The organism is Streptomyces rubellus (assembly GCF_036323805.1).
Lineage (GTDB): Bacteria > Actinomycetota > Actinomycetes > Streptomycetales > Streptomycetaceae > Streptomyces.
Window position 1 is genome coordinate 42556 of the sequence record NZ_JAZDCX010000015.1, and the last position, 22932, is coordinate 65487.

Consider the following 22932-nt stretch of genomic DNA (forward strand, 5'->3'; position numbering starts at 1 on the left):
GCACGACAAGCCGGATGACAAGACGCACGACAAGCAGAGCCCCGCCCCGCCACCCGCCGGGCGGGGCTCTGCGTTTCCGCACACCCACCACTCAAGGAGGCCGTCATGGACCGCCGTGAGCCGCCGGGGCACCTCGCCCCGCACCTGCCCGCCGACCTCTACCACCGCTTAGACGACCGCACCGTCGTCATCGTCCACACCCCGCCCCCGCGGCGCCGGGCCACCACCTACGCGGTGCCGCTCGCCGTCGGGCTGGCCGTCGCGTTCGGGTTCATCGGCCTGGCCGCCGCCGCCTTGGCGCTGTTCGAGTTCGCCGTCCGCACCGCCGCCCTGCTGGGCACCCTGGCGGGCCCGGTCGGCATCGGCACCTTCCTCCAACTCGCCCGCCCCAAGGGCAAGTAACGCCCGGAGCGGGCCGCCCACGTCTCGCCAAAGATCGCGCGGCCCGCTCCGGCACTCCCAACTCCTGTCAGGGAATCAGGAGGGCTCCAGCATGACGTACCCCATAGCAGCCCGATGAGGGCGCAGGCACCAACCTTCGAAGCAGCAGAGTCCTGCCGTTTACGGCCGTGGCCGATGGGTGTGCCAGTGGGCGCTGAGCCAGATGCGGTGTTCTGGCCGGAGCCGGACTGCCGGCGGCTGGCCGTGGAGGTCGGCGTACACCGGGTAGGCGCGCAGGGTGTCGTTGACGTCGAGGGTGCCGGTTGCCGGGTCCACGGCGATCTGGCCGAGGTCGAAGAGCCGGTGGACATCCCGGCGCAGCAGCAGTCCGCCGTAGTCATGGTGCTCGCCGCTTTCGGCATAGCTGTACAGGTGGGCTGCTTCCAGGGCAGCGGCTGGGGCGGGGCCGGTAAAGGCGCACGTCTCGCCCTGGTCGCGCAGCAGCTGCTTGCGGAAGGCGTCCTGCCCGACGCGTACCCGCACCACCGATTCCCGGTGGCCGCCGGGGATGGGCAGCCGAGTGCCTCCCTCCAGCACATCCAGTGCTTCGGCCTCATCGGTGACGGCCTGCAGCGCATCCCGCAGCTTCTCCCACCGTGCAGGTCGCATGCTCAGCTGTGACTTCGGGGAGTCGCACAGGGCCCGCAGTTCCGCGCCGGAGAGCAGGCCGCGGCCGTTCATCCAGGCCATGCCGTGCCGTGACCGGTAGGTGGTCACCTGCCGGGTCTTGCGGCCCGGGATCTCAAACAGCGCCCCGCACTTGTTGCAGCGGCACGCGGGCTGCTGCCGCTGGCGCCGCTTGAAGTCCGCCTTCTTGCACTGCGGGCAGAAGTACACCGTCTTCTGGTCGGTGCCGGTCTCGATGGCCTCGATCACCGAGACACCGATCAGCTCCTTCTTGTTCCACAGGGCAATCACATCTCCCACAGCCACCCGGGCGTGGTTGGGAACGGTGCTGTCCCAGCTGTAGTGCTCAGCCGGGTTGTCGTCATAGCCGTCGTTCCCACCGTGCTGCCGGTCATCACCCACGGCCAGCATCAGCCACGCAGTGGTCATCCCATCCCCCTTCAGCTTGCCATGCAGCAGGGCAGCCGCCCTCTCGCCAAAGACCGCGGCTGCCCCGTCTCCCTATCCCGCTACGAGACTCAGGAGGTCTCCAAGCATGACCCACTCTGTCCTCTTCCGGCGAGCGTCCGGCCGCCGACCGCGGCTGCTGGACGCGTTCTGCTGCCAGGGCGGCGCCGGCATGGGCTACCACCTGGCCGGGTTCGACGTGACCGGCGTCGACATCGCCCCGCAGCCGCGCTACCCCTTCGCCTTCGTCCAGGCCGACGCCATCGCCTTCATCCGCGCGCACGGGGCGGAATTCGACGTCATCCACGCCTCCCCACCGTGCCAGCACGACAGCGAGTGCCAGCGCCTCCGCGGCAACATCCACCCCGACCTGATCGCCCCCACCCGCACCATCCTGGAGACCACCGGGCGGCCGTGGATCATCGAGAACGTCCGCGGCGCCGTCCCCAAGCTGCGCGCCCCGGTGATGCTGTGCGGGCAGATGTTCGGCCTGGAAACCTACCGGCACCGGTACTTCGAGACCGGCGGCGGCCTGGCCCTCACCTCGCCCGCGCACCCGCCCCACACCGTGCCGCAGGCGAAAATGGGCCGCCCCGTCCCGCCCGGGCATTACGGGCAGTTCATCGGCAACTTCTCCGGCGTCCCACTGGCCCGCAAGGTGATGGGTGTGCCGTGGATGACCCGCGACGGCATCCGCGAGTGCATTCCCCCGGCCTACACCCGGCACATCGGCTCCGCCTTCCTTGCCGCAACCAGCGCCGACGCCGGGGCGGTGGCGGCATGAACGCAATGGTGCTGCCGCTGCGGCGGCCCAACGGGCTGCGGCTGCTGGACCTGTGCTGCGGCGCGGGCGGGCTGTCCATGGGCTACTACCTGGCCGGATTCGACGTCGTCGGCGTCGACATCGCCCCGCAGCCGAACTACCCCTTCACCTTCCACCAAGCCGACGCCCTCACCTTCCCGCTGGACGGCTTCGACCTGGTGCATGCCTCTTGGCCGTGCCAGCACTTCGCCCGCGTCACCGCCTGGCGCGGCGACCGCGCCGACCACCCCGACCTGCTCACCCCCGGCCGGGAACGGCTCCAGGAATCCGGCATCCCCTGGGTGATCGAGAACGTCCCCGAAGCACCGCTGCGCCCCGACTACCTGCTGTGCGGCACCCAGTTCGGCCTGCACGTCCGCCGCCACCGTGCCTTCGAGACCTCCTGGGGCGGGGGTGGGGACCTGCTGCCGCCGTGCTGGCACCACCGCGGCCTGCTTGCTTTCGCCCACAAGGGCGAGCGGGCCTACGCCGACGCCATGGGCTGCACCTGGATGACCAACCGGGAGGCCCGCCAAGCCGTACCTCCCGCCTACACCGAGTGGATCGGCCGCCAGTTCCTCACTCACCGCGAAGGGAGGACCGCCGCATGAACCAGCACCTGCTCACCGCCGCCTTGGCCGCCGCCGAGCGCGGCTGGCACGTCTTCCCCCTGCGCCCCGGCAGCAAGGTCCCCGCCGGGCACGCCGAGGCCCGCTGCCCGCGCACCGGCCGCTGCACGGGTGGGCACCGCAAGCCCGAGCAGCGCGCCACGGTCGACCCCGGCCGTATCCGGCAGGCGTGGGCGCAGCGGCCGTACGGCATCGGGGTGGCTACCGGCCCGTCCGGGCTGGTCGTGGTCGACCTCGACCGGCCCAAGCCCGAAGAGCCGGACGGAACGCCTGACGGCGTGGCCAACTTTCAGGCGCTCTGCGAGCGCGCCGGGCAGCCCGTCCCCACCACCCTCACGGTGCGGACCGCGAGCGGAGGGGTGCACCTGTACTTCACCGCACCGGCCGCGGTGCGGCTGCCCAGCACCAAGGGCAGGCTCGCACCGAAGATCGACACCCGCGCTTGGGGCGGGTATGTCGTCGCCCCCGGCTCCACGGTCGACGGCCGCCGGTACGAGGTGACCGACGATGCCCCGGTCGCTGCGCTGACCGGATGGCTGCTGGCCGTCCTGCGGCCCGTACCGCGGCCCGCTGCCGGGGCGATGCCGGTAGCGGCCACCACCCGGGTGAGCCGGTACGCCGATGCGGCGCTGCGCAACGAGACCGCCGCCGTTGCTGCCACCGGGGAGGGCGGGCGCAACGCCGCGCTGCTGCGGGCCGCCCGCGCCCTGGGACGCTTCGTCGCATCCGGCGACCTCCCCCGGTCGGTGGTGGAGGAGGCTCTTCAGGGAGCAGGGGAGGCGGCCGGTCTCCCGCCGGCCGAGTGCCGCGCCACCCTCCGCTCCGGGCTGGACTGGTCCATCGCCCACAACCCGCAGCGGAGGACCGCATGAGCCCCCGCGCTGCTGCCCGCCTGAAGAGCCTCCCCACCCCCGACCGGCCGACCGACGCCGACCGAGCCGCGCCCCCGGCGGCCGGAGGCGAGCCGAAAGGCACCGCCCGTCAGGGTGTCCGCTCTGGTCCTGGCCCGCGCCGTGGCGACGGCCGTCGCATCGTGGCGTGGCTGCACCTCACCGCACCCGGCCGCGGCGCCGTGCCCACCGCCCACTCGTGGTGCGCGTGCGGCCACGACCGCAGCGCCGTCGGCCACCGCCAGGTCCTCGCCCTGATCGCCGCCCACACCGCCCACCGCGAGAACTGCCCCCTGCGCCACCGCACCGAAAGCAGGCCCGCCGCATGACCGACACCCAGCCCACCACCCTCGACGGCGCCGAGCTGCTGGACGCCGTCGAGCACTTCCACCGGCGCTTCAACGCCTTCCCCACCGAAGCGGCCTACGTCGCCGTCACCCTGTGGGACGCCCACACGCACCTGCTGGACGCCTTCGACTCCACCCCGCGCATCGCCTTCCTCTCCCCCGAACCGGGCAGCGGAAAGACCCGCGCGCTGGAGGTGATCAGCACCCTCGTTCCGCACCCGATGCACGCGGTCAACGCCAGCCCCGCCGCCCTGTTCCGCGCGGTCGCCGACGAGAAGGGCAGGCCCGTGGTGCTGTTCGATGAGATCGATACCGTCTTCGGCCCCAAGGCCAAGGACAACGAGGACCTGCGCGGCCTGATCAACGCCGGGCACCGCCGGTCCGGTGTCTCCTACCGGTGCATCGGAGACGGCGGCACGCAGAGCGTGGTGGCCTTCCCCTCCTACTGCGCGGTGGCGATGGCCGGACTGGGGCACCTTCCCGACACCATCATGGCCCGCTCCGTCGTCATCCGGATGCGGCGCCGGGCACGGACGGAGAAGGTCGAGCCTTACCGCCACCGCATCCACGAGCCGCAGGGGAACGCGCTGCGCGATCGGCTCGCTTCCTGGGCAAAGGAGGTGCGGCCCCAAGTCGACGGAGTGTTCCCCGAGATGCCAGAGGGGATCACCGACCGGCCGGCCGACGTGTGGGAACCGCTGCTCGCCATCGCGGACGCCGCCGGAGGAACGTGGCCCGAGCGGGCCCGCACCGCGTGCGTGGAGCTGGTCAACGCCGTCAGCGAGGACGACCGCGCTTCCCTGGGCGTCAAACTCCTCACCGACCTGCGCGACCACGTCTTCCCCGGTGAAGTCGCCGTCTCCACCGTCGAGATCCTCCACCTGCTCAACTCCATGGAGGAGTCGCCCTGGGGCGACCTCGACGGGCAGCCCCTCAACTCGCGTCGGCTCTCCCGCATGCTTCGGGAGTACATGACCTCCAAGGGGAAGACCATCGCACCGCGCCCCCTGCGCATCGGAGGCCAGCCCACCAAGGGCTACCACCGCGACGACCTCACCGACGCCTGGAACCGCTACTGCCCGCCGCCTCCCGAGGCATCGGTTACATCGGTTACAACACCCGCCACACCCGCTGTGATCAGCGCGGACGCCGTAACCGAACCGGAGGCGCGTAACCGGTACGCCGCGGTTGCGGACGCGCCCGACCAGTTGCCCGTGTAGCCGCTCCATATCGGTTACACCCCGCGCATCGGTTACGCCGCACAAGGTCCTGACCTGCGGCGTAACCGATGTAACCGATGTAACCGGTCCTGGAGAAACCGCCCGCGGTTCTCCGGCATCCCCGCTCTCGCACCTACGAGGAGGCATCACCGGTGAGTACCCCTGCCGCACCCGTAGCCCGGCTCCTCTACAAGCCCGAGGAGGCCGCCGAGGCGCTGGCCGTCGGCCGTTCCACGGTCTACGAGCTGATGGCCGCCGGCTCCTTGGAGTACATCAAGCTGGGCCGCTGCCGCCGCATCCGGCGGGACGACCTCGAACGCTACGTGGCGAGCCTGACGCCTCAGCCCAACTGACCAGCCGCAGAACACAGCACACCGAAGCGGGCCGGGGCATCCTCCGGCCCGCTTCCGCATGGAGGCACACACTTGAGTCCCCGCAAGCCGAACATGGAGTCGTCCATCTACCTGGGCAGCGACGGGTGGTGGCACGGTCGCGTCACGATGGGCGTCAAGAGCGACGGCAGTCCAGACCGGCGCCACCGCCGGGCGAAGACCGAGGCGGAGGTACGCCGGAAGGTCAGGGAGTTGGAGAAGCTGCGCGACGCCGGCCGGGTGCCCAAGGCGGGTCGCGTCCCGACCGTGGCGCAGTGGATGGACACGTACCTGAGTACGATCGCCGTGCACAAGCTCAAGCCGCGGTCGCTGGACGACTACTGGTCGAAGACCCGCAATGACATCGTGCCCGGTGTCGGCAGGCACCGGTTGGACCGGCTCCGGCCGGAGCACCTTGACCAGATGTACGCGGACATGCTGCGCGAGGGACACGCCCCGTCCCACGTGCTGAAGGTGCACCGCATCCTGTCCCGCGCGCTGAAAATCGCGCACCGTCGTGAGCTGGTCGGCCGCAACGTCGCCACCCTCGTGGATCCGCCCACGGTCGATGAGGGAGAGATCAACCCCTTCACCCAGGAAGAGGCGCGCGCCTTCCTCCGGGCCGCCACCCAGCGGCCGACCGCCCTGCGCTGGGCCATCGGCGTAGGGCTGGGCATCCGACAGGGTGAGGCGCTGGGGCTGCGCTGGTCGTACGTGGACCTGGAAGCCGGGCACCTGAAGACGTGGTGGCAGCTCCAGCGGCTCACGTGGCGGCACGGCTGTGAAGACCCGCACCGGTGCGGTGAGCGGCTGCACCGCTTCGAGCCCTGCCCGCCCGGCTGCACCGTGCACAAGCACTACAAGCGGGGCTGCCCGGCTCCCTGCCCGCCGAAGTGCACCCGGCACGCCAGCACGTGCCCGCAGCGGCGGGGCGGCGGGCTGGTCTTCACCCGGCCCAAGACCAAGAAGAGCCGCCGCATCGTGCCCATCCCGCCGCCGCTGATCCCGCTCCTGCTGGAGCACCGGGCCCGGCAGGAGGAGGCGCGGGCCGCGGCCGGGGAGCTCTGGGAGGAACACGACGTGGTGTTCGCCCGGCCGGACGGCCGTCCCATCGATCCGCGGCAGGACTGGCAGGAGTTCAAGGATCTACTGAAGGAGGCCGGCGTCCGCGACACCCGGCCGCACGACAGCCGCCACACCGCGGGCACGATCCTGAACGAGCTGGGGGTGGACATCCGGACCATCATGGAGATCCTCGGGCACTCTCAGCTCAGCGTGACCCGCCGCTACGTGCACGCCACGACGCCGCTCACCCAGGAGGCCGTACGGCGCGTGGGGAACGCTCTCTGGCCGCAGACTGAGACCAGAACTGAGACCAGCCCCACCAGGGCCGCCCGCGCCCGGCGCCGCCGCAGGATCACGTAACGCGGAAGGGCCCAGGTCACCGAGGTGACCTGGGCCCTTCCCAGAGTGAGCCGCCTAAGGGAATCGAACCCTTGACCTACGCATTACGAGTGCGTCGCTCTGGCCGACTGAGCTAAGGCGGCGAACGCTCGCGGCCGGGCCGCGGCGGGCTCAAGTCTACACAGTGCCCGGGGGTGCCTCGTACCGGGTTCACGCCGGGCGGCGGGGTGCGGGCGGGGCGGGGGCCCCGGGATCAGGCGCACTTCGTGCCCTTCTCCGGGACCTCGCCGCGCAGCAGGTATGCGTTGACCGCCGAGTCGACGCAGTCGCTGCCGCGCACGTACGCGGTGTGGCCGTCGCCGTCGTACGTCAGCAGGGTCGCCGAGGAGAGCTGCCCGGCCAGCCCCTCGGCCCACTTGTACGGTGTGGCCGGGTCCCGGGTGGTGCCCAGGACCAGGATCGGGGCGGCTCCCTCGGCCTCGATGCGATGGGGTTCGCCGGTGGGCTGCGGCTCCCAGTAGGCGCAGTTCAGGGCGGCCCAGGCGAAACTGCGGCCGAAGACCGGGGAGGCCTTCCGGAAGTCCGCCACGGCCCGTTTGGCCTCGGCCGGGCTGCTGAAGGGCGGCGGGAGGTCGATGCAGTTCACCGCGGCGTTGGCGTACATGATGTTGCCGTAGGAGCCGTCCGGGTCCCGCTCGTAGTAGTCGTCGGCCAGCGCCAGCAGTTCCGCGCCGTCGCCGTCCAGGGCGGAGGTGAGCGCCGAGCGCAGCTTCGGCCAGTAGTACTCGGTGTACATGGCGTTCAGCACGCCGATCGTGCCCAGCGACTCGGTCAGCTCGCGCTCCTGGCCGGTCTCCAGCGGCCGGCCGTCCAGGCGCTTCAGGAAGTCGCCCAGCTTCCGGCCCGCGTCCTCGGGGTCCTCGGTGCCCAGCGGGCAGTCCCGCCGCTTCACGCAGTCGGCCAGGAAGGCGGTGAGGGCGGTGTCGAAGCCCGCGGTCTGGTCGCGGTTGAGCTCCTCGGAGGTGAGCGAGGGGTCCATGGCGCCGTCCAGGACGAGGCGGCCGACCCGGGAGGGGAAGAGCCCGGCGTAGGTGGCGCCGAGGTAGGTGCCGTAGGAGGCGCCGACGTAGGTGAGCTTGTCGTCGCCGAGCGCCGCGCGCAGGACGTCCAGGTCGCGGGCGGCCTCGACGGTGGAGACATGGCCCAGCAGCTCGCCCGCGCGCTTCTCGCAGCCCTCGGCGAACTTCTCGAACGCCTCGACCAGTTCCTCGATCTCGCGCTGGTCGTCCGGTGTGACGTCGGTCTGCGTGTAGGCGTCCATCTCCTCGTCGGCCAGGCACTTGACGGGCTCGCTGCGCGCCACGCCGCGCGGGTCCATGCCGACGATGTCGTACCGGGCGCGCACCGGCGCCGGGTAGCCGACGCCCGCCGCGAGCTGGACGTAGTCGACGGCGGAGCCGCCGGGGCCGCCCGGGTTGACGTGCAGGGTGCCCAGGCGTTCGCCCGGGCCGGTGGCCTTCTTGCGGGTGACGGCCAGTTCCAGGTCCTCGTCCGCGTCCGGGGCCGCGTAGTCCAGGGGCACCCGCAGTTTCGCGCACTGGAAACCGGAGACCCCGCAGTCCTTCCAGTCCGGCTTCTGCCCGTAGTACGGCTCCAGGTCCGCCGGGATGCCCTCGGGCAGCGGCTCCAGCGGCGCGGCGGTCGGGGCCGCGCGGTCGTCGCCCGGGGACCGCGCGGGCGGTTCGGAGACGCCCGGACCGCGCCGTTCCTCCTCTCCGGGCTCCCCGGAGCCGTCGCCGTCCGAGCCGGAACAGCCCGACAGCAGCAGCGCGGCGGTCGCGAGTGCGACGCCGCCGGTACGGAGCAGACGCCTGGTGTCCATGCCCGGAGCGTATACGGGCCGGAGCGGCGCGGCAGGACGCCTCTCCGCCGGGCCGGCCGGTTCAGCCCGTCCGCAGGGCCACCGCCATCGCCTCCACGGCGAGCAGCGGCGCCACGTTGCGGTCGATGGCCCGGCGGCACTCCAGGACGGCCTCCATGCGGCGCAGCGTCTGCTCCGGCCGGGTGGTGGCGGCGATGCGCTCCACCGTGTCCCGGACGTCCTCGTTGGCGAGGGCGGCCGGAGAGCCGAACTGCCGGGTCAGGACGTCGCGGTAGAAGGAGGTGAGGTCGACCAGGGCGAGGTCGAGGGAGTCGCGCTGGGCCCGGGTGGCGCGGCGCTTCTGGCGGGTCTCCAGCTCCTTCATCACCCCCGCCGTGCCGCGCGGCAGCCGGCCGCCCTCCGACGCGCCGAGCGCGGCGCGCATCTCCTCCGTCTCCCGGGCGTCCACCTCCTCGACGGCCTCCCTGGCGTCCGCGCCGGCCGCGTCGATCAGCTCCTGGGCGGCCTTCAGGGCGTCACCGAGCTGCTCGATGCGGACGGGGAGCCGCAGCACGGCGGCGCGGCGGGCCCGGGCCCGTTCGTCGGTGGCCAGCCGGCGGGCCCGGTCGATGTGTCCCTGGGTGGCGCGGGCGGCGGTGGCGGCCGTCTCCGGCTCGATGCCGTCGCGGCGGATCAGCAGGTCGGCGACGGCGTCCACCGGCGGGGTGCGCAGCACCAGCAGACGGCAGCGGGAGCGGATCGTGGGCAGGACGTCGTCGACGGAGGACGCGCACAGCAGCCACACCGTGCGGGAGGCGGGCTCCTCGACGGCCTTGAGCAGGACGTTCCCCGCGCTCTCGGTGAGCCGGTCGGCCTCCTCCAGGACGACGACCTGCCAGCGGCCGCCCGACGGGGAGAGCTGGGTGCGGCGCACCAGCTCGCGGGTGGTGTCGGCGCCGATGCTGAGCTGGTCGGTGCGGACGACCTCGACGTCGGCGTGCGTACCGACCAGGGCCGTGTGGCAGCCGTCGCAGAAGCCGCAGCCGGGGGCGCCACCCAGCGCCCGGTCGGGGCTGACGCACTGCAGGGCGGCGGCGAAGGCGCGGGCGGCGGTGGCCCGGCCGGAGCCGGGCGGCCCGGTGAACAGCCAGGCGTGGGTCATCGCCGAGCCGGACAGCGCGGCGGGGTCCGTTCCGCCGGAGGCGGCGGCGGTGACGTACGCGTCGGCGTCGCGGGCGGCGGCGACGAGCTGCTCGGTGACCCTGTCCTGCCCGACGAGGTCCTCCCATACGGTCATGGCCCGGCGCCCCTCCTCCCGGTCTCCCGTCGTACCGGTGTCCTGTCGTCCCGTTGTCCGGGGCCGTCCCGGCGATCCGTCCCGGCCCGGCTCATTGTGCCGTGTCCGGCTGACGGACCGGTGCGGCGGACCGCGCCCGGCCGGCTCTCAGCCGCGGCGGCCCCGGCGCCCGCGGCGGCCGTCCTCACCCGCGGGGCCGTCCGGGTCCGCGGTGTCGTCCCCGGTCAGTCCCTGCTGGGGGCCGAGCAGTTCGTCGGCGAGGGTGGGCAGGTCGTCCAGCGGTGTCTCCTCCGCCCATTCGGGGCGGCGCCGGGGACGGCCCTCCTGGTCGACCTGGGGCAGCTCCTTCGTGCGCTCCACCTCGTCCGGCACGGGCGGCGCAGGCGGTGCGGGCGGCTGGACCTGGGGCAGTACGGCGGTCTCGTCCGCGTCGGGGTCACGGGCCGGCTGCCCGGGCCGGGCCTGCGGTATGACGACCGTCTCGTCCTCCGCCGGGACCTGCGGCAGCATCCTGGTCTCGGCATCGGGGTCGGCGCCCGCGCCGGGGGCACCGGCGGTACCCGCGGCGTCCGCCTCCTCGGTCGTGCGCAGCGAGTGTCCGGACTGTTCGGGCTGGGCGCGCCGCTGCTCCTCCTCGGCGCGGCGGCGGGCCTCCTCGGCGCGCAGCAGCGCCTCCTCGGCCTTGCGCTGCTTCTCCCGGCGGCGTTCCTCGGCCTCGGCCCGCAGCCGGGCCTCCTCCTCGGCCTGCCGGCGGCGGCGTTCCGCCTCCTCGCGGCGGGCCCGCTCCTCCGCCTCGCGACGCCTGCGCTCCTCCTCGGCCTGCCGGCGGGCCTCCTCGGCGCGGCGGCGGGCCTCCTCGGCCTGGCGCAGTTCCTCGCGGCGGCGGGCCTCCTCCTCCTCGCGCTTCCTGCGCTCCTCCTCCTCGGCGCGCAGCCGGGCCAGGCGCTCCTCCCGCTCACGCGCCAGGCGCTCCTCCTCGGCCTTGCGCGCCGCTTCCTCCTCCGCGCGCCTGCGGGCCTCCTCCTCGGCCTTGCGGCGGGCCTCCTCGCGGGCGGCGATCTCGGCCTCGGAGAGCGGCAGCATCTGGTCGAGCCGGTGCCGTACGACGGTGGTGACCGCCTCGGGCTCCCGGCCGGCGTCCACCACCAGGTAGCGCACCGGGTCGGCGGCGGCCAGCGCCAGGAAACCGGCCCGGACCTTCCGGTGGAACTCGGCGGACTCCGACTCCAGCCGGTCGGGCGCCTCGGTGAACCGCTCGCGGGCGGTCTCAGGCGAGACGTCCAGCAGCACCGTCAGGTGCGGGACGAGCCCGCCGGTGGCCCAGCGGGAGATCCGGGCGACCTCGGTGGGCGACAGGTCGCGGCCCGCGCCCTGGTAGGCCACGGAGGAGTCCACGTAGCGGTCGGAGATCACGACCGCACCGCGCTCCAGGGCGGGCCGGAGGACCGTCTCGACGTGCTCGGCCCGGTCGGCGGCGTACAGCAGGGCCTCGGCGCGGTGCGACAGACCGGTCGAGGAGACGTCCAGCAGGATCGCGCGCAGCCGCTTGCCGACCGGGGTGGCGCCCGGCTCGCGGGTGACCACCACCTCGTGGCCCTTGGCCCGGATCCACTCGGCCAGCGCCTCCACCTGGGTGGACTTGCCCGCTCCGTCGCCGCCCTCCACCGCGATGAAGAAGCCGTTCGGCGCGGGCGCCGGACGCGGCTCGGTGCCGCCGGTGAACGCGTCGCGCAGGTCGCGCCGCAGCGGTACGCCCTGCCGGTCGTCGAGACGGACCAGGACGAGCGCCGCCACCGGCAGCAGCAGCGCGCCCACCAGCATCAGGGTGAAGGCGGCACCGCCGTGCGCGAAGACGAAGTCGCCGCTGACCACCCGGTGCGGTCCTATGAGGGCGGCCAGCACGGGCGCGGCGAGGACGGCGAGCGCGATGCCGAGCCGTACGACCGCGTGGAGGTGGTCGGTCGTCCGGGCGCGGCGGGGCTCCTCGGTCTCCTCGTCCAGCAGGGTGTGCCCGGTGTTCGCGGCGACCCCGGCGGCCAGGCCCGCGAGCAGGGCCAGCAGCAGCACGGTCGTCAGGTCGGGGGTGAGCCCGGCGGCGAGCAGGGCCAGTCCGGTCAGGGCCGTGGCCAGGGCCAGCAGCCGGCGCCGGGACAGGGCGGGCAGGACGCGCGGCGCCCGGCGGACACCGGCGGCGGTGCCGCCGGTCAGCGCCAGGACGGACAGGCCGAAGGCGACCGGGCCGCCGCCGAGGTCGGCGGTGTGCAGGGCGGCCAGCGCCACGGCCGCGGCGATCGCGGCGGCGAGGGAGGCGCAGGCCAGGACGAGCAGCGGGACGGCACCGGTGCGGCCCTTCTCCACCGTCCCGGCGGCGCCCTTCTCCGCCGTCCCGTCCGCCCTGTCGGCCCTGCCGGTCCGGGGCGGGCGCAGGCCCTCCAGCGGGGAGCGGGGGCGCGGGGTGTCACCGGCCGGGAGGCGGAGGAAGTACAGCAGGCTCACCGAGGCGGCGAACAGCCCGGCGGCGGCGTACGACGCCAGCGCCGCCTGGTGGGTGCCGAACCAGTCGATGCCCGCGGCCAGCAGATTGCTCACCAGGGTGGCCGCCACCAGGACCGCGCCGGCCAGCGGCACGGCGACGAATCCCGTGCGCAGCCACAGCCGGCGCAGGGCGTCGTGGTGGTCCGGCAGGGGGCGTACGGCGGCGCCCTCGGGCGGCGGCGCGGGCAGCAGCGTGGGGGCCGCGCTGTCCTTGGCCACCGCGTGGAAGCGCTCGGCGACTCCCAGCAGGAAGGCGGTGACCAGCAGGAACGCGAAAGCCTGGTCGGGTGTCCAGTCGATCCACAGCGGTGCGACGATCATCAGCGCGAGCCGTACGCCGCCCGCGCCGATCATGGTCCAGCGGCGGTCGAGGGCGCCGGAGGAGTCCGCGGTCAGGGAGGACAGCGGGCCCAGCAGAACGGCGCCGAACAGCAGGGTGGCCAGCATCCGGGCGCCGAAAACGGCGGCGACGGCCAGGGCCGCCCCGCGGTAACCGCCGCCGAGGAGCGGCCCGCCGCCGCCGGCGGGCACCACGAAGGCCGCCTGGAGCACGAGGAGCACCAGGACCAGCAGGGCGAGGACGTCACCGATCCCGCTGGTGAGCTGTGCGCCCCACAGCCGCCTGAGCGGGGCATGGCCCAGCAGGGCCCGTACGGCGCGCTCGCGGGAATCGGCGGCCAGGGCGTCGGAGGTGGAGGTCACGACCGGTGGCTGCTCTGCTCGCGTCATCCCGCCAGCCTAGCGGGCCGCGGCGGCGGAGTGACGGTACGGCCGAACAGGTGGACGGTGTCGTTTAGGAGCCGCTGTGGGGCGGACGCGGCACGCGGTGTGCCGGGCCGTGTTCCGGGCGGCGCATCCGGCAGTGCCTCCGGGCGGTGGGCCGCCCCCTCGGGGTACGGCCCGCCGCCCGGATGTGCCGGTCACTCGCCGCCGTTGGCGCTCGCCGCGGTCCGCTTCGCCGCCGTCTTCTCGGCGGCGGTCTTCTTCGCGGTGGTCTTCGCCGCCGTCTTCTTGGCGGCCGCCTTCTTGGCCGGTGCCTTCTTGGCCGTCGTCTTCTTCGCCGGCGCCTTCTTCGCGGTCTTCTTCACCGGGCCCTTGGCACGCTTCTCGGCGAGGAGCTCGTAACCGCGCTCCGGCGAGATCGTCTCCACGTCGTCGTCGCGGCGCAGGGTGGCGTTGGTCTCGCCGTCGGTGACGTACGGGCCGAAGCGGCCGTCCTTGACCACCACCGGACGCCCGCTGACCGGGTCGGTGCCCAGTTCCTTCAGCGGCGGCTTGGCCGCGGCCCGGCCGCGCTGCTTGGGCTGGGCGTAGATCGCGAGGGCCTCGTCGAGGGTGATCGTGAAGAGCTGGTCCTCGCTCTGCAGCGACCGCGAGTCGGTGCCCTTCCTCAGGTACGGCCCGTAGCGGCCGTTCTGCGCGGTGATCTCCTCGCCGGTGGCCGGGTCGGTGCCGACCGTGCGCGGCAGGGAGAGCAGCTTCAGGGCGTCGTCCAGGGTGACGGTGTCCAGGGACATCGACTTGAACAGCGACGCGGTGCGCGGCTTGATCGCGTTCTTCCCCGTCTTCGGCGTGCCCTCGGGCAGCACCTCGGTGACGTACGGCCCGTAGCGCCCCGCCTTGGCGACGACGGTGCGGCCGGTGTCCGGGTCGGTGCCCAGTTCCACCTCGCCGCTGGGCTTCGCCAGCAGCTCCCTGGCGTACTCCACCGTCAGCTCGTCCGGCGGCAGGTCCTCGGGCACGTCGGCTCGGCGGCCGGGCGTGCCGTCCTCGCCCGCGGGCTCCTCGACGTAGGGGCCGTAGCGGCCGACCCTCAGCACGATGCCCTCGCCCACGGGGAAGGAGGACACCCCGCGGGCGTCGATCGCGCCGAGGTCGGAGACCAGTTCCTTCAGTCCGCCGAGGTGGTCGCCGTCGCCGTTCCCGGCGTCGGCCGCGGCGGCGTCGCCGGAGCCCGGGTCGTCGGCGCCGAAGTAGAAGCGGCGCAGCCACGGCACGGCCTCGGCCTGGCCCGCGGCGATGCGGTCGAGGTCGTCCTCCATCTTCGCGGTGAAGTCGTAGTCGACCAGCCGGCCGAAGTGCTTCTCCAGCAGGCCGACCACGGCGAAGGAGAGGAAGGAGGGGACGAGCGCGGTGCCCTTCTTGAAGACGTAGCCGCGGTCGAGGATGGTGCCGATGATCGACGCGTAGGTCGAGGGGCGCCCGATCTCGCGCTCCTCCAGCTCCTTGACCAGCGTGGCCTCGGTGTAGCGGGCCGGGGGCTTGGTGGCGTGGCCGTCCGCCGACATCACGGTGGCGGTCAGCGGGTCGCCCTCGGCGACCTGCGGCAGCCGGCGCTCGCGGTCGTCGAGGTCGGCGGCGGGGTCGTCGGAGCCCTCGACGTACGCCTTGAGGAAGCCGTGGAAGGTGATGATCTTGCCGGAGGCGCTGAACTCCACGTCCCGGCCGGCCCACTGTCCACCGTCGGCGGCGCACCGCCCGCCGACGCGGACGGTGACGGACCGGCCGGTGGCGTCCTTCATCTGGGAGGCCACCGTCCGCTTCCAGATCAGCTCGTACAGCCGGAACTGGTCGCCGGTCAGGCCCGTCTCGGCGGGGGTGCGGAAGCGGTCCCCGGAGGGGCGGATCGCCTCGTGCGCCTCCTGCGCGTTCTTGACCTTGTTCGCGTAGGTGCGGGGCCGGTCGGGCAGGTACTCGGCGCCGTAGAGCTGGGTGACCTGGGCGCGGGCGGCGTTGACCGCGGTGTCGGACAGCGTGGTGGAGTCCGTCCGCATGTAGGTGATGAAGCCGTTCTCGTACAGCTTCTGGGCCACCTGCATGGTCGCCTTCGCGCCGAGGCCCAGCTTGCGGCTGGCCTCCTGCTGGAGGGTGGTGGTGCGGAAGGGCGGGTACGGCGAGCGGCGGTACGGCTTGGACTCCACCGAGCGGACGGCGAAGCCGGTGTCCTCCAGCGCGGCGGCCAGCGCGCGGGCGGCGGTCTCGTCCAGGTGCAGGACGTCCGCGCCCTGCTGCTTGAGCCGCCCGTCGGGGCCGAAGTCGCGGCCCTGCGCGACCCGGCGGCCGTCCACGGTGGTCAGCCGGGCGGTGAACGAGGCGGGGTCGGCGGTGTCGTGCGGGCGGCCGGTGGCGAAGGTGCCGGTCAGGTCCCAGTACTCGGCGGAGCGGAACGCGATGCGCTCGCGTTCGCGCTCGACGACGAGACGGGTGGCGACGGACTGCACCCGGCCCGCCGAGAGCCGGGGCATGACCTTCTTCCACAGCACCGGGGAGACCTCGTAGCCGTAGAGCCGGTCGAGGATGCGGCGGGTCTCCTGGGCCTCGACCAGGCGCTGGTCCAGCTCCCGGGTGTTGGAGACGGCCGCCCGGATGGCGTCCTTGGTGATCTCGTTGAAGACCATCCGGCGGACCGGGACCTTGGGCTTGAGGACCTCCTGCAGGTGCCAGGCGATGGCCTCGCCCTCGCGGTCCTCATCGGTGGCCAGGAACAGCTCGTCGGACTCCGCCAGCAGTTGCTTGAGCTTCTTGACCTGGTCCTTCTTGTCGCTGTTGACGACGTACAGCGGCTCGAAGTCCTGGTCGACGTTGACGCCGAGCCGGGCCCAGGGCTCGCCCTTGTACTTGGCGGGGACCTCGGCGGCGCCGCTCGGCAGGTCCCGGATGTGCCCGACGCTGGCCTCGACCACATAGCCAGGACCGAGGTAGCCCTTGATCGTCTTGGCTTTGACCGACGACTCGACGATCACGAGTCGGCGCCCGCCGCTTGCGGCCTTGCTGGTCGGGGACAACTTCTTCTCGCTCTTCTCTCCGGTTCCCTGGGGCGTGGTCCCGGTCCGTGGTCGGCTCTGGGTCGCTTGCGCTCTCGCTGCGGAGTGTGACGGTACCTCCCGCCCCCGTGTCAAACGGTAAAAGTCCGCAACGCCACTCGAACGGTAACCCGAGTCCCAGCATTCCTGCCGCCTCGCGCCGACTGGCAAGATGTGGCCGGTCACGCGTTCCAGCCGACCGCCTGGGGGGTTCCTGCCATGTCGGGCCCTGTTCACGGGCCGGGCGACCGGGCGCGCACGGGCGCCGGGAGGTCCGTCCGGGCCGCCCGTACCGCCCGGCTCCTCCGTACCCTCCGCACCGCCCGTACCCATCCGGCCACCCCGCCGCTGACCGCGCTGGCAGCCGGACTGGGCGCGGCCGGCCATCTGTGGAACACCGACCCCCACCGGCCCGGGCAGTGGCTGCCGCGCTGCCCGTTCAACGTGCTCACCGGGCTGCTGTGTCCGGCGTGCGGCGGTACGCGGCTGGCGTACGACCTGCTGCACGGGGACCTCGTCGCCGCCTTCCACGACAACGCCCTGCTACTGGTGCTGGGCGTGCCGGCGGCGGCGTACCTGGGCGGGAGGTGGCTGGTGGCGGGGCTGCGCGGGCGCCGGTGGCGGCCGTCGGCCGGCCGGCGGGGCGTGCTGGGGGTGGCGGTGGTCGCCGCGGTGTGGACGCTGGCGCGGAACCTGGCCGGCTGACCTCCGCCCGGTGCCCGCGGCCGCTGCCGGGCGGGTCCGGCGAAGGGCTCGGAGCAGGGCTCGGCGAAGGGTGGTCAGAGCAGGGTGAAAAGCCAGGCGCCGGCGACCAGGAGGGCCACGCCGAACAGGGTGGTGACCGCGGCGGCCACGGTCTGGTCGACACCGTCGGCCACCGGCTCGCGCAGCCGTACGCGCACCGATGTCCACAGCAGCAGTCCGGCGCCGACCAGTGCGAAGGTCGCCCCGGCGAAGACGGCGGGTGCACTCTCCATGCGGAGCATGGTCGCGTCCCGGGGAGACCTGTGGGCGAACGGCGGATGAACACTGGCGGAGTGGCCGGATTCCGACCCCCTGGCCTCTCCTCTTCTTCCGCTCTTCCTCCGTTCTCCCGTGCCCCGGCTCGTTCTCCGGTGTGCTCCGGTGTGCTCCGGGCTCTGCTCCCGGTGCCCTCAGTCCGCCGCGCCCCCGTGCCCCTCCAGAGGCAGCAGGAAGCCCTGCTCCACCAGCAGCCGGATCGCCTCCGGAGTGCGGTCGCGCAGCCCCACCGGGTCCTCGCCGAGGAGTTGGGCGATGGCGTCGAGGATCCGGCCCGCCGGGAGCGAGCCGTCGCACACGCCCGCGAAGCCGGCACCGACCGTGTCCACCCGCGTCGCCCGCCGCATACCGCGGTTCTGCCGCAGCACGACGTACTCCGGGTCGTCCGCGCCGGGCTTGCCGATCTGCTCCTGCACCACCTCGTCGGCGAGGACGAACCGGGTGGCGAGCAGGGCCGCGTCGTCCGTGGCGCGCAGGAAGTCCCGGCGCTCGAAGTGGGCGCGCACCTCCCCGCCGAGCGGCTGCTCGACGGGGTGCGGCCACTCCTCGACGGTGACCGACGGGTGCTCGGCGCCCGACTTGCGCAGGGTGATCCAGCCGAAACCGACGGCCGTGGTGCCGCGCGCCTCGAACTCCGCCAGCCAGGCGTCGTACCGCGCGGCGTACACCGCGGGGTCGCCCAGGTGGTCGCCGCCGTCGCGCAGCCACAGCTCGGCGTACTGGGCGACGTCCTGCGCCTCGCGCTGCACGATCCAGGCGTCGCAGCCGGGCGGCACCCAGGAGGCGAGCCGTTCGCGCCAGTCCTGGCCGTCCACGTGCTGCCAGTTGGCCAGCAGCTGGCACCAGCCGCCGTCGGCGAGGTGGTCGGCGGAGTTCCGCACGAGGGTGCGGCACAGGTCGTCGCCGCCCATGCCGCCGTCCCGGTAGGTGAGCCGGGTCCCGCCGGGGGTGCCCGCCGCGGCGCGGGGAGAGATGACGAAGGGCGGGTTGGAGACGATCAGGTCGTACGGGGCCTCGCCCTCGACCGGCTCGAAGAGCGAGCCCTCGCGCAGGTCGGCCTCGGGGGCGCCGGACAGCGCCAGGGTGAGGGCCGTCAGCCGCAGGGCGCGGGGGTTGAGGTCGGTGGCGGTGACCCGGTCGGCGTGCTGGGCGGCGTGCAGCGCCTGGATGCCCGAACCGCAGCCGAGGTCCAGGGCGCGGGCCACGGGTGTGCGCACCGTGATGCCCGCCAGGGTGGTGGAGGCGCCGCCGACCCCGAGGACGAGCCGGGCGCGCGGGTCCGGGTCCGTACCCGCCGTACCCGTGCCCCCGGGGTCCGTGCCCGGATCCGCCGGGTCCGGTCCCGCCACCGTGCCGGTGTCCCCGGCGGTGCGGATGCCGCCGGCGCCGCCGACGGCGCAGCCGAGATCGGAGACGATCCACCAGTTCTGCCCCGCCGGACCGCCGTACGGCCGGATGTCCACGACGGCCCGTACGGCGTCCGCGCCGTCGGCGGCGGCGCGGCGCAGCCAGCCGTCGGCGAGTGCGTCGTCCGCCGGGAGCGCGGCGCGGGCCCGTTCGTACGGCACCGGCCGCTGGAGCAGGAACAGCCGCACCAGCGTCGCCAGCGGCCCGCCGTCGCGGGTGGCGCGCAGCGCGGGGACGGTCTCGCTGCGGGCCAGCGCGGCGTAGGCGGTGGCACCGAGCAGTTCCAGCAGGCCGTCGGGGGTGAAGTCGGCGGTGCGGAAGGCGTCGCGCAGCCGGGGCAGGGCGGGGCCGGGGGCGGGGAGGTGGTCCGTACTCACCGCCCCATTGTGGCGTGGAACCGTCCCGGGCACCGGACGTGCCCGCCGTGTACCGGACACCTCCGGCACGCGGCCGTGCCGACCGCGCCGGCCCGTGTCGACCACGCCGCCTACGCCGACGAAGCGGAGGGGCTCGGCGACGGCTTGCGGCAGCCCTTCTGCTCGGCCATGGCCTTGCCGAGCTCGCCCTTCTGGAGTTTCTCCAGCGCCTGGTCACCACCCTCGTTGAGCCGGCCCAGCCCGTCGGCTATCTCCTTGAGCCCGTCGGCGAACTCCGCCTGGTCCTCGGTGTTCAGGGCGTCGGCCTGCTCCTTGAGGTCGGCGTACTTGCGGGACATGCCGTCGAGCTGCCGGACCGCGTCCTTCTCCAGCGCGGCACCGTCCTCGACCGGCGGGGTGCCCGCCCCCTTCACGGCCTTGGCCAGGGCGGCGTAGGCCTGGGAGATGTCCGAGAAGGCCTGCGCGTCGGTCGTCTTGATCTCCTCCGGTGACTTCTCCCCCTCGGTGGCCTGGGTGATGGAGGTGTTGGCCTGCTGGATTCTCTTCACCTGGGGCTGCACCTGGTCGCAGAACTTCTGGGCCCACGCGGCGGTCTTGTCCTCACCGTCACCGCCGCACCCGCTGAGCGCGAGTACCAGTGCCGTGCCGCCGGTCAGCGCGATCGCACGTTTCTTGTTCACTCCGGATCGGTCCCTTCGTGGCTGTCCGGCCCGGAACATACACGCACACGGCCCAACGGCCGGTTACGGCACACGGCTTATGCATGGTTTGGGGTCGGTATGGACGCACCGGAGGCATGCGCATCTCACACGGATCCGTCCGGGGCCGGACGCCCGGAGAACACGGTGGGGCGGGCGCCCGGGATCCCGGGTGCCCGCCCCACCGTCGACTGTGCCTTTCCGCGGCTGTCCGGCCCTTCCGGCCCTTCCCGGGCCGTTGTCCGGACCGCGCTACGGGGTCGTCACCGGGGCCCCGGACTCCGCGGAGCCGGACGGCGTGCCGCCGGGCGTCCCGCCGTCCGTGCCGGTGTCCGCGTCCGCGTCGCCCACCGCGATGCCGCGCCGCTTGGAGACGTAGACCGCGCCGACGATGACGACGAGGGCGAGGACCGCGATGAGGGCCCGTAGCCAGGGGCTGGTGTCGTCGCCGTAGCTGAACTGCACCACCGCGGGCGCGATCAGCAGTGCCACCAGGTTCATCACCTTCAGCAGCGGGTTGATCGCCGGACCGGCGGTGTCCTTGAACGGGTCACCGACGGTGTCGCCGATGACGGTCGCGGCGTGCGCCTCACTGCCCTTGCCGCCGTGGTGGCCGTCCTCGACGAGCTTCTTGGCGTTGTCCCAGGCACCGCCGGAGTTGGCGAGGAAGACCGCCATCAGGAGGCCCGCGCCGATCGCCCCCGCCAGGAAGGAGCCGAGCGCGCCGACGCCGAGGGTGAAGCCGACGGCGATGGGTGCCATGACGGCGAGCAGGCCGGGGGTGGCCAGCTCGCGCAGCGCGTCCTTGGTGCAGATGTCCACGACCCGGCCGTAGTCGGGCTTCTCGGTGTAGTCCATGATCCCGGGCTTCTCCCGGAACTGGCGCCGCACCTCGAAGACCACCGCGCCCGCCGACCGGGACACCGCGTTGATCGCCAGCCCGGAGAACAGGAAGACGACCGAGGCGCCGAGGATGAGACCGACCAGGTTGTTCGGCTGGGAGATGTCCAGGCTCAGGTTCATCTCGCCCGCCCGGGCGCCCACGTCCGCCACGGCGGTGGCGATCGCGTCCCGGTAGGAGCCGAAGAGCGCGGCGGCGGCCAGCACCGCGGTGGCGATGGCGATGCCCTTGGTGATGGCCTTGGTGGTGTTGCCGACGGCGTCGAGGTCGGTGAGCACCTGGGCGCCGGCGCCCTCCACGTCGCCGGACATCTCGGCGATGCCCTGGGCGTTGTCGGAGACCGGACCGAAGGTGTCCATCGCGACGATGACGCCGACGGTGGTCAGCAGACCGGTGCCCGCCAGCGCCACGGCGAACAGGGCCAGCATGATGGAGGTGCCGCCCAGCAGGAAGGCGCCGTAGACGCCGAGGGCGATCAGCAGCGCCGTGTAGACCGCGGACTCCAGGCCGATGGAGATGCCGGCCAGGACCACGGTGGCCGGGCCGGTCAGCGAGGTCTTGCCGATGTCGCGCACCGGCCGCCGGCCGGGCTCGGTGAAGTAGCCGGTGAGTTGCTGGATCAGCGCGGCGAGCACGATGCCGATGGCGACCGCGACCAGTGCGAACACCCGCGGGTCACCGTCGTGGCCGAGGATGCCGGGGTCGGTGACGCCGTCCAGTTCGGCGAAGGTGGACGGCAGGTAGACGAACGCCGCGACGGCGACGAGGGCCAGCGAGATCACCGCGGAGATGAAGAAGCCGCGGTTGATGGCGGTCATGCCGCTGCGGTCGGCGCGGCGCGGGGCGACCGCGAAGACGCCGATCACGGCCGTGACGACGCCGATCGCGGGGACGAGCAGCGGGAAGGCCAGACCGGCGTCGCCGAAGGCGACGGTGCCCAGGATGAGCGCGGCCACCAGGGTGACGGCGTAGGACTCGAAGAGGTCGGCGGCCATGCCCGCGCAGTCGCCGACGTTGTCGCCGACGTTGTCCGCGATGGTGGCGGCGTTGCGCGGGTCGTCCTCGGGGATGCCCTGCTCGACCTTGCCGACGAGGTCGGCGCCCACGTCGGCGGCCTTGGTGAAGATGCCGCCGCCCACCCGCATGAACATGGCGATCAGCGCGGCGCCCAGACCGAAGCCCTCCAGGACCTTGGGGGCGTCGGCGGCGTAGACGAGCACCACGACGGCGGCGCCGAGAAGGCCCAGACCGACGGTGAACATTCCGACGACACCGCCGGTGCGGAAAGCGATCTTCATCGCCCGGTGGGAGACGTCGGTCAGATCCCTGGCGGGTTCTCCCGCACCGGGAGTCGCCTCTCGCGCGGCGGCGGCGACCCGTACGTTGCTGCGTACCGCGAGCCACATGCCGATATAACCGGTGGCCGCCGAGAAACCGGCGCCGACCAGGAAGAACAATGAGCGGCCGATTCGCTGGCCCATGTCGTCGGCCGGGAGCAACATCAAAAGGAAGAAGACCACGACGGCGAACACGCCGAGAGTGCGCAACTGCCGCGCGAGGTAGGCGTTCGCGCCTTCCTGTACGGCGGCGGCGATCTTCTTCATGCTGTCGGTGCCCTCACCTGCCGCGAGCACCTGGCGTACCAGCATCACGGCGACCACCAGGGCCGCCGCCGCGATCAGTGCGATCACCAGTACCAGACCGCGGTTGCCGCTGGTGAGAACCGCTTCGGCCAGATGGAGCCGGTTCTGGGAGGGGATGTGGTGCGCGGCCATTCGTCCTCCTTGACGTTTGGCACATGGGCGCGCGCAAGCACGCTCAGGCGTCCTGCTGCAAAGATGTGGACGGATTGTAG

The 22932-nt window shown here is 73.2% G+C and carries 18 protein-coding genes and 1 tRNA gene; 9 read left to right on the forward strand and 10 right to left on the reverse strand.

All coding sequences use genetic code 11. The features are described 5' to 3' along the window. Positions 1 to 105: 105 nt before the first annotated feature. A complete protein-coding gene (locus V1L54_RS18590) occupies positions 106 to 402 on the forward strand; it encodes a hypothetical protein (protein ID WP_330119172.1) in 297 nt (98 codons plus the stop codon). Positions 403 to 561: 159 nt separating this feature from the next. Here the strand turns inward: V1L54_RS18590 and V1L54_RS18595 are convergent, their stop codons facing one another. Next, positions 562 to 1497: an HNH endonuclease gene (locus V1L54_RS18595; RefSeq protein WP_330119173.1), complete on the reverse strand. Its 936-nt coding sequence runs from the start codon at positions 1495 to 1497 to the stop codon at positions 562 to 564. Between the two features lie 106 nt (positions 1498 to 1603). On the opposite strand from V1L54_RS18595, the gene V1L54_RS18600 reads away from it, so the two are divergent. From V1L54_RS18600 to V1L54_RS18630, 7 genes are all read left to right on the forward strand, one after another. Beyond that, complete coding sequence (locus V1L54_RS18600) at positions 1604 to 2299, forward strand: class I SAM-dependent methyltransferase (protein ID WP_330119174.1); 696 nt, start codon at positions 1604 to 1606, stop codon at positions 2297 to 2299. Beyond that, complete coding sequence (locus V1L54_RS18605; RefSeq protein ID WP_330119175.1) at positions 2296 to 2928, forward strand: class I SAM-dependent methyltransferase; 633 nt, start codon at positions 2296 to 2298, stop codon at positions 2926 to 2928. The genes V1L54_RS18600 and V1L54_RS18605 overlap by 4 nt, the downstream gene beginning before the upstream one ends. Beyond that, the gene (locus V1L54_RS18610) at positions 2925 to 3818 is read left to right on the forward strand and encodes a bifunctional DNA primase/polymerase (RefSeq protein ID WP_330119176.1); all 894 of its coding nucleotides are present in this window, start codon (positions 2925 to 2927) and stop codon (positions 3816 to 3818) included. The genes V1L54_RS18605 and V1L54_RS18610 overlap by 4 nt, the downstream gene beginning before the upstream one ends. A 161-nt stretch (positions 3819 to 3979) precedes the next feature. Then, entirely contained in the window at positions 3980 to 4165 is a 186-nt protein-coding gene (locus V1L54_RS18615; RefSeq protein ID WP_330119177.1) for a hypothetical protein, read from the forward strand. Beyond that, complete coding sequence (locus V1L54_RS18620) at positions 4162 to 5403, forward strand: DUF3631 domain-containing protein (RefSeq protein WP_330119178.1); 1242 nt, start codon at positions 4162 to 4164, stop codon at positions 5401 to 5403. Before V1L54_RS18615 ends, V1L54_RS18620 begins: the two co-directional genes overlap by 4 nt. A 152-nt stretch (positions 5404 to 5555) precedes the next feature. After that, complete coding sequence (locus tag V1L54_RS18625; RefSeq protein WP_330119179.1) at positions 5556 to 5756, forward strand: helix-turn-helix domain-containing protein; 201 nt, start codon at positions 5556 to 5558, stop codon at positions 5754 to 5756. Positions 5757 to 5828: 72 nt separating this feature from the next. Beyond that, positions 5829 to 7199, forward strand: a complete 1371-nt coding sequence (locus V1L54_RS18630; RefSeq protein WP_330119180.1) for a tyrosine-type recombinase/integrase — start codon at positions 5829 to 5831, stop codon at positions 7197 to 7199. 48 nt (positions 7200 to 7247) lie between these two features. On the opposite strand, the gene V1L54_RS18635 is transcribed toward V1L54_RS18630, so the two are convergent. The 5 genes from V1L54_RS18635 to topA form a co-directional block, all read right to left on the reverse strand. Continuing rightward, positions 7248 to 7321: transfer RNA gene (locus V1L54_RS18635), tRNA-Thr, on the reverse strand. A gap of 110 nt (positions 7322 to 7431) precedes the next feature. Then, the gene (locus V1L54_RS18640; RefSeq protein ID WP_330119181.1) at positions 7432 to 9060 is read right to left on the reverse strand and encodes an alpha/beta hydrolase; all 1629 of its coding nucleotides are present in this window, start codon (positions 9058 to 9060) and stop codon (positions 7432 to 7434) included. Positions 9061 to 9121: 61 nt separating this feature from the next. Continuing rightward, the gene (locus tag V1L54_RS18645; protein ID WP_330119182.1) at positions 9122 to 10336 is read right to left on the reverse strand and encodes a DNA polymerase III subunit delta'; all 1215 of its coding nucleotides are present in this window, start codon (positions 10334 to 10336) and stop codon (positions 9122 to 9124) included. A 147-nt stretch (positions 10337 to 10483) separates the two neighbouring features. Further along, on the reverse strand, positions 10484 to 13600 hold the full coding sequence (tmk, locus tag V1L54_RS18650) for a dTMP kinase (protein WP_330119183.1): 3117 nt from the start codon (positions 13598 to 13600) through the stop codon (positions 10484 to 10486). Positions 13601 to 13791: 191 nt separating this feature from the next. Further along, positions 13792 to 16656: a type I DNA topoisomerase gene (gene topA / locus V1L54_RS18655; RefSeq protein WP_330119184.1), complete on the reverse strand. Its 2865-nt coding sequence runs from the start codon at positions 16654 to 16656 to the stop codon at positions 13792 to 13794. Between the two features lie 237 nt (positions 16657 to 16893). Between topA and V1L54_RS18660 the strand changes: the two genes are divergently transcribed. Further along, positions 16894 to 17379, forward strand: coding sequence for a DUF2752 domain-containing protein (locus tag V1L54_RS18660; RefSeq protein WP_330119185.1), 486 nt, complete (start codon positions 16894 to 16896; stop codon positions 17377 to 17379). A gap of 74 nt (positions 17380 to 17453) precedes the next feature. On the opposite strand, the gene V1L54_RS18665 is transcribed toward V1L54_RS18660, so the two are convergent. The 4 genes from V1L54_RS18665 to V1L54_RS18680 all read right to left on the reverse strand — a co-directional run bounded on the left by V1L54_RS18665 (position 17454) and on the right by V1L54_RS18680 (position 22852). Next, positions 17454 to 17651 (reverse strand): hypothetical protein, encoded by a 198-nt coding sequence (locus V1L54_RS18665; RefSeq protein ID WP_330119186.1) that lies wholly within the window; start codon positions 17649 to 17651, stop codon positions 17454 to 17456. A 177-nt stretch (positions 17652 to 17828) separates the two neighbouring features. Next, on the reverse strand, positions 17829 to 19478 hold the full coding sequence (locus V1L54_RS18670) for a DUF7059 domain-containing protein (protein ID WP_330119187.1): 1650 nt from the start codon (positions 19476 to 19478) through the stop codon (positions 17829 to 17831). A gap of 110 nt (positions 19479 to 19588) precedes the next feature. Further along, complete coding sequence (locus V1L54_RS18675) at positions 19589 to 20158, reverse strand: small secreted protein (RefSeq protein WP_330119188.1); 570 nt, start codon at positions 20156 to 20158, stop codon at positions 19589 to 19591. 270 nt (positions 20159 to 20428) lie between these two features. Then, positions 20429 to 22852 carry a sodium-translocating pyrophosphatase gene (locus V1L54_RS18680; RefSeq protein WP_330119189.1) on the reverse strand — a complete coding sequence of 808 codons (2424 nt, stop codon included), beginning with the start codon at positions 22850 to 22852 and terminating at the stop codon, positions 20429 to 20431. Between the last annotated feature and the right edge of the window lie 80 nt (positions 22853 to 22932).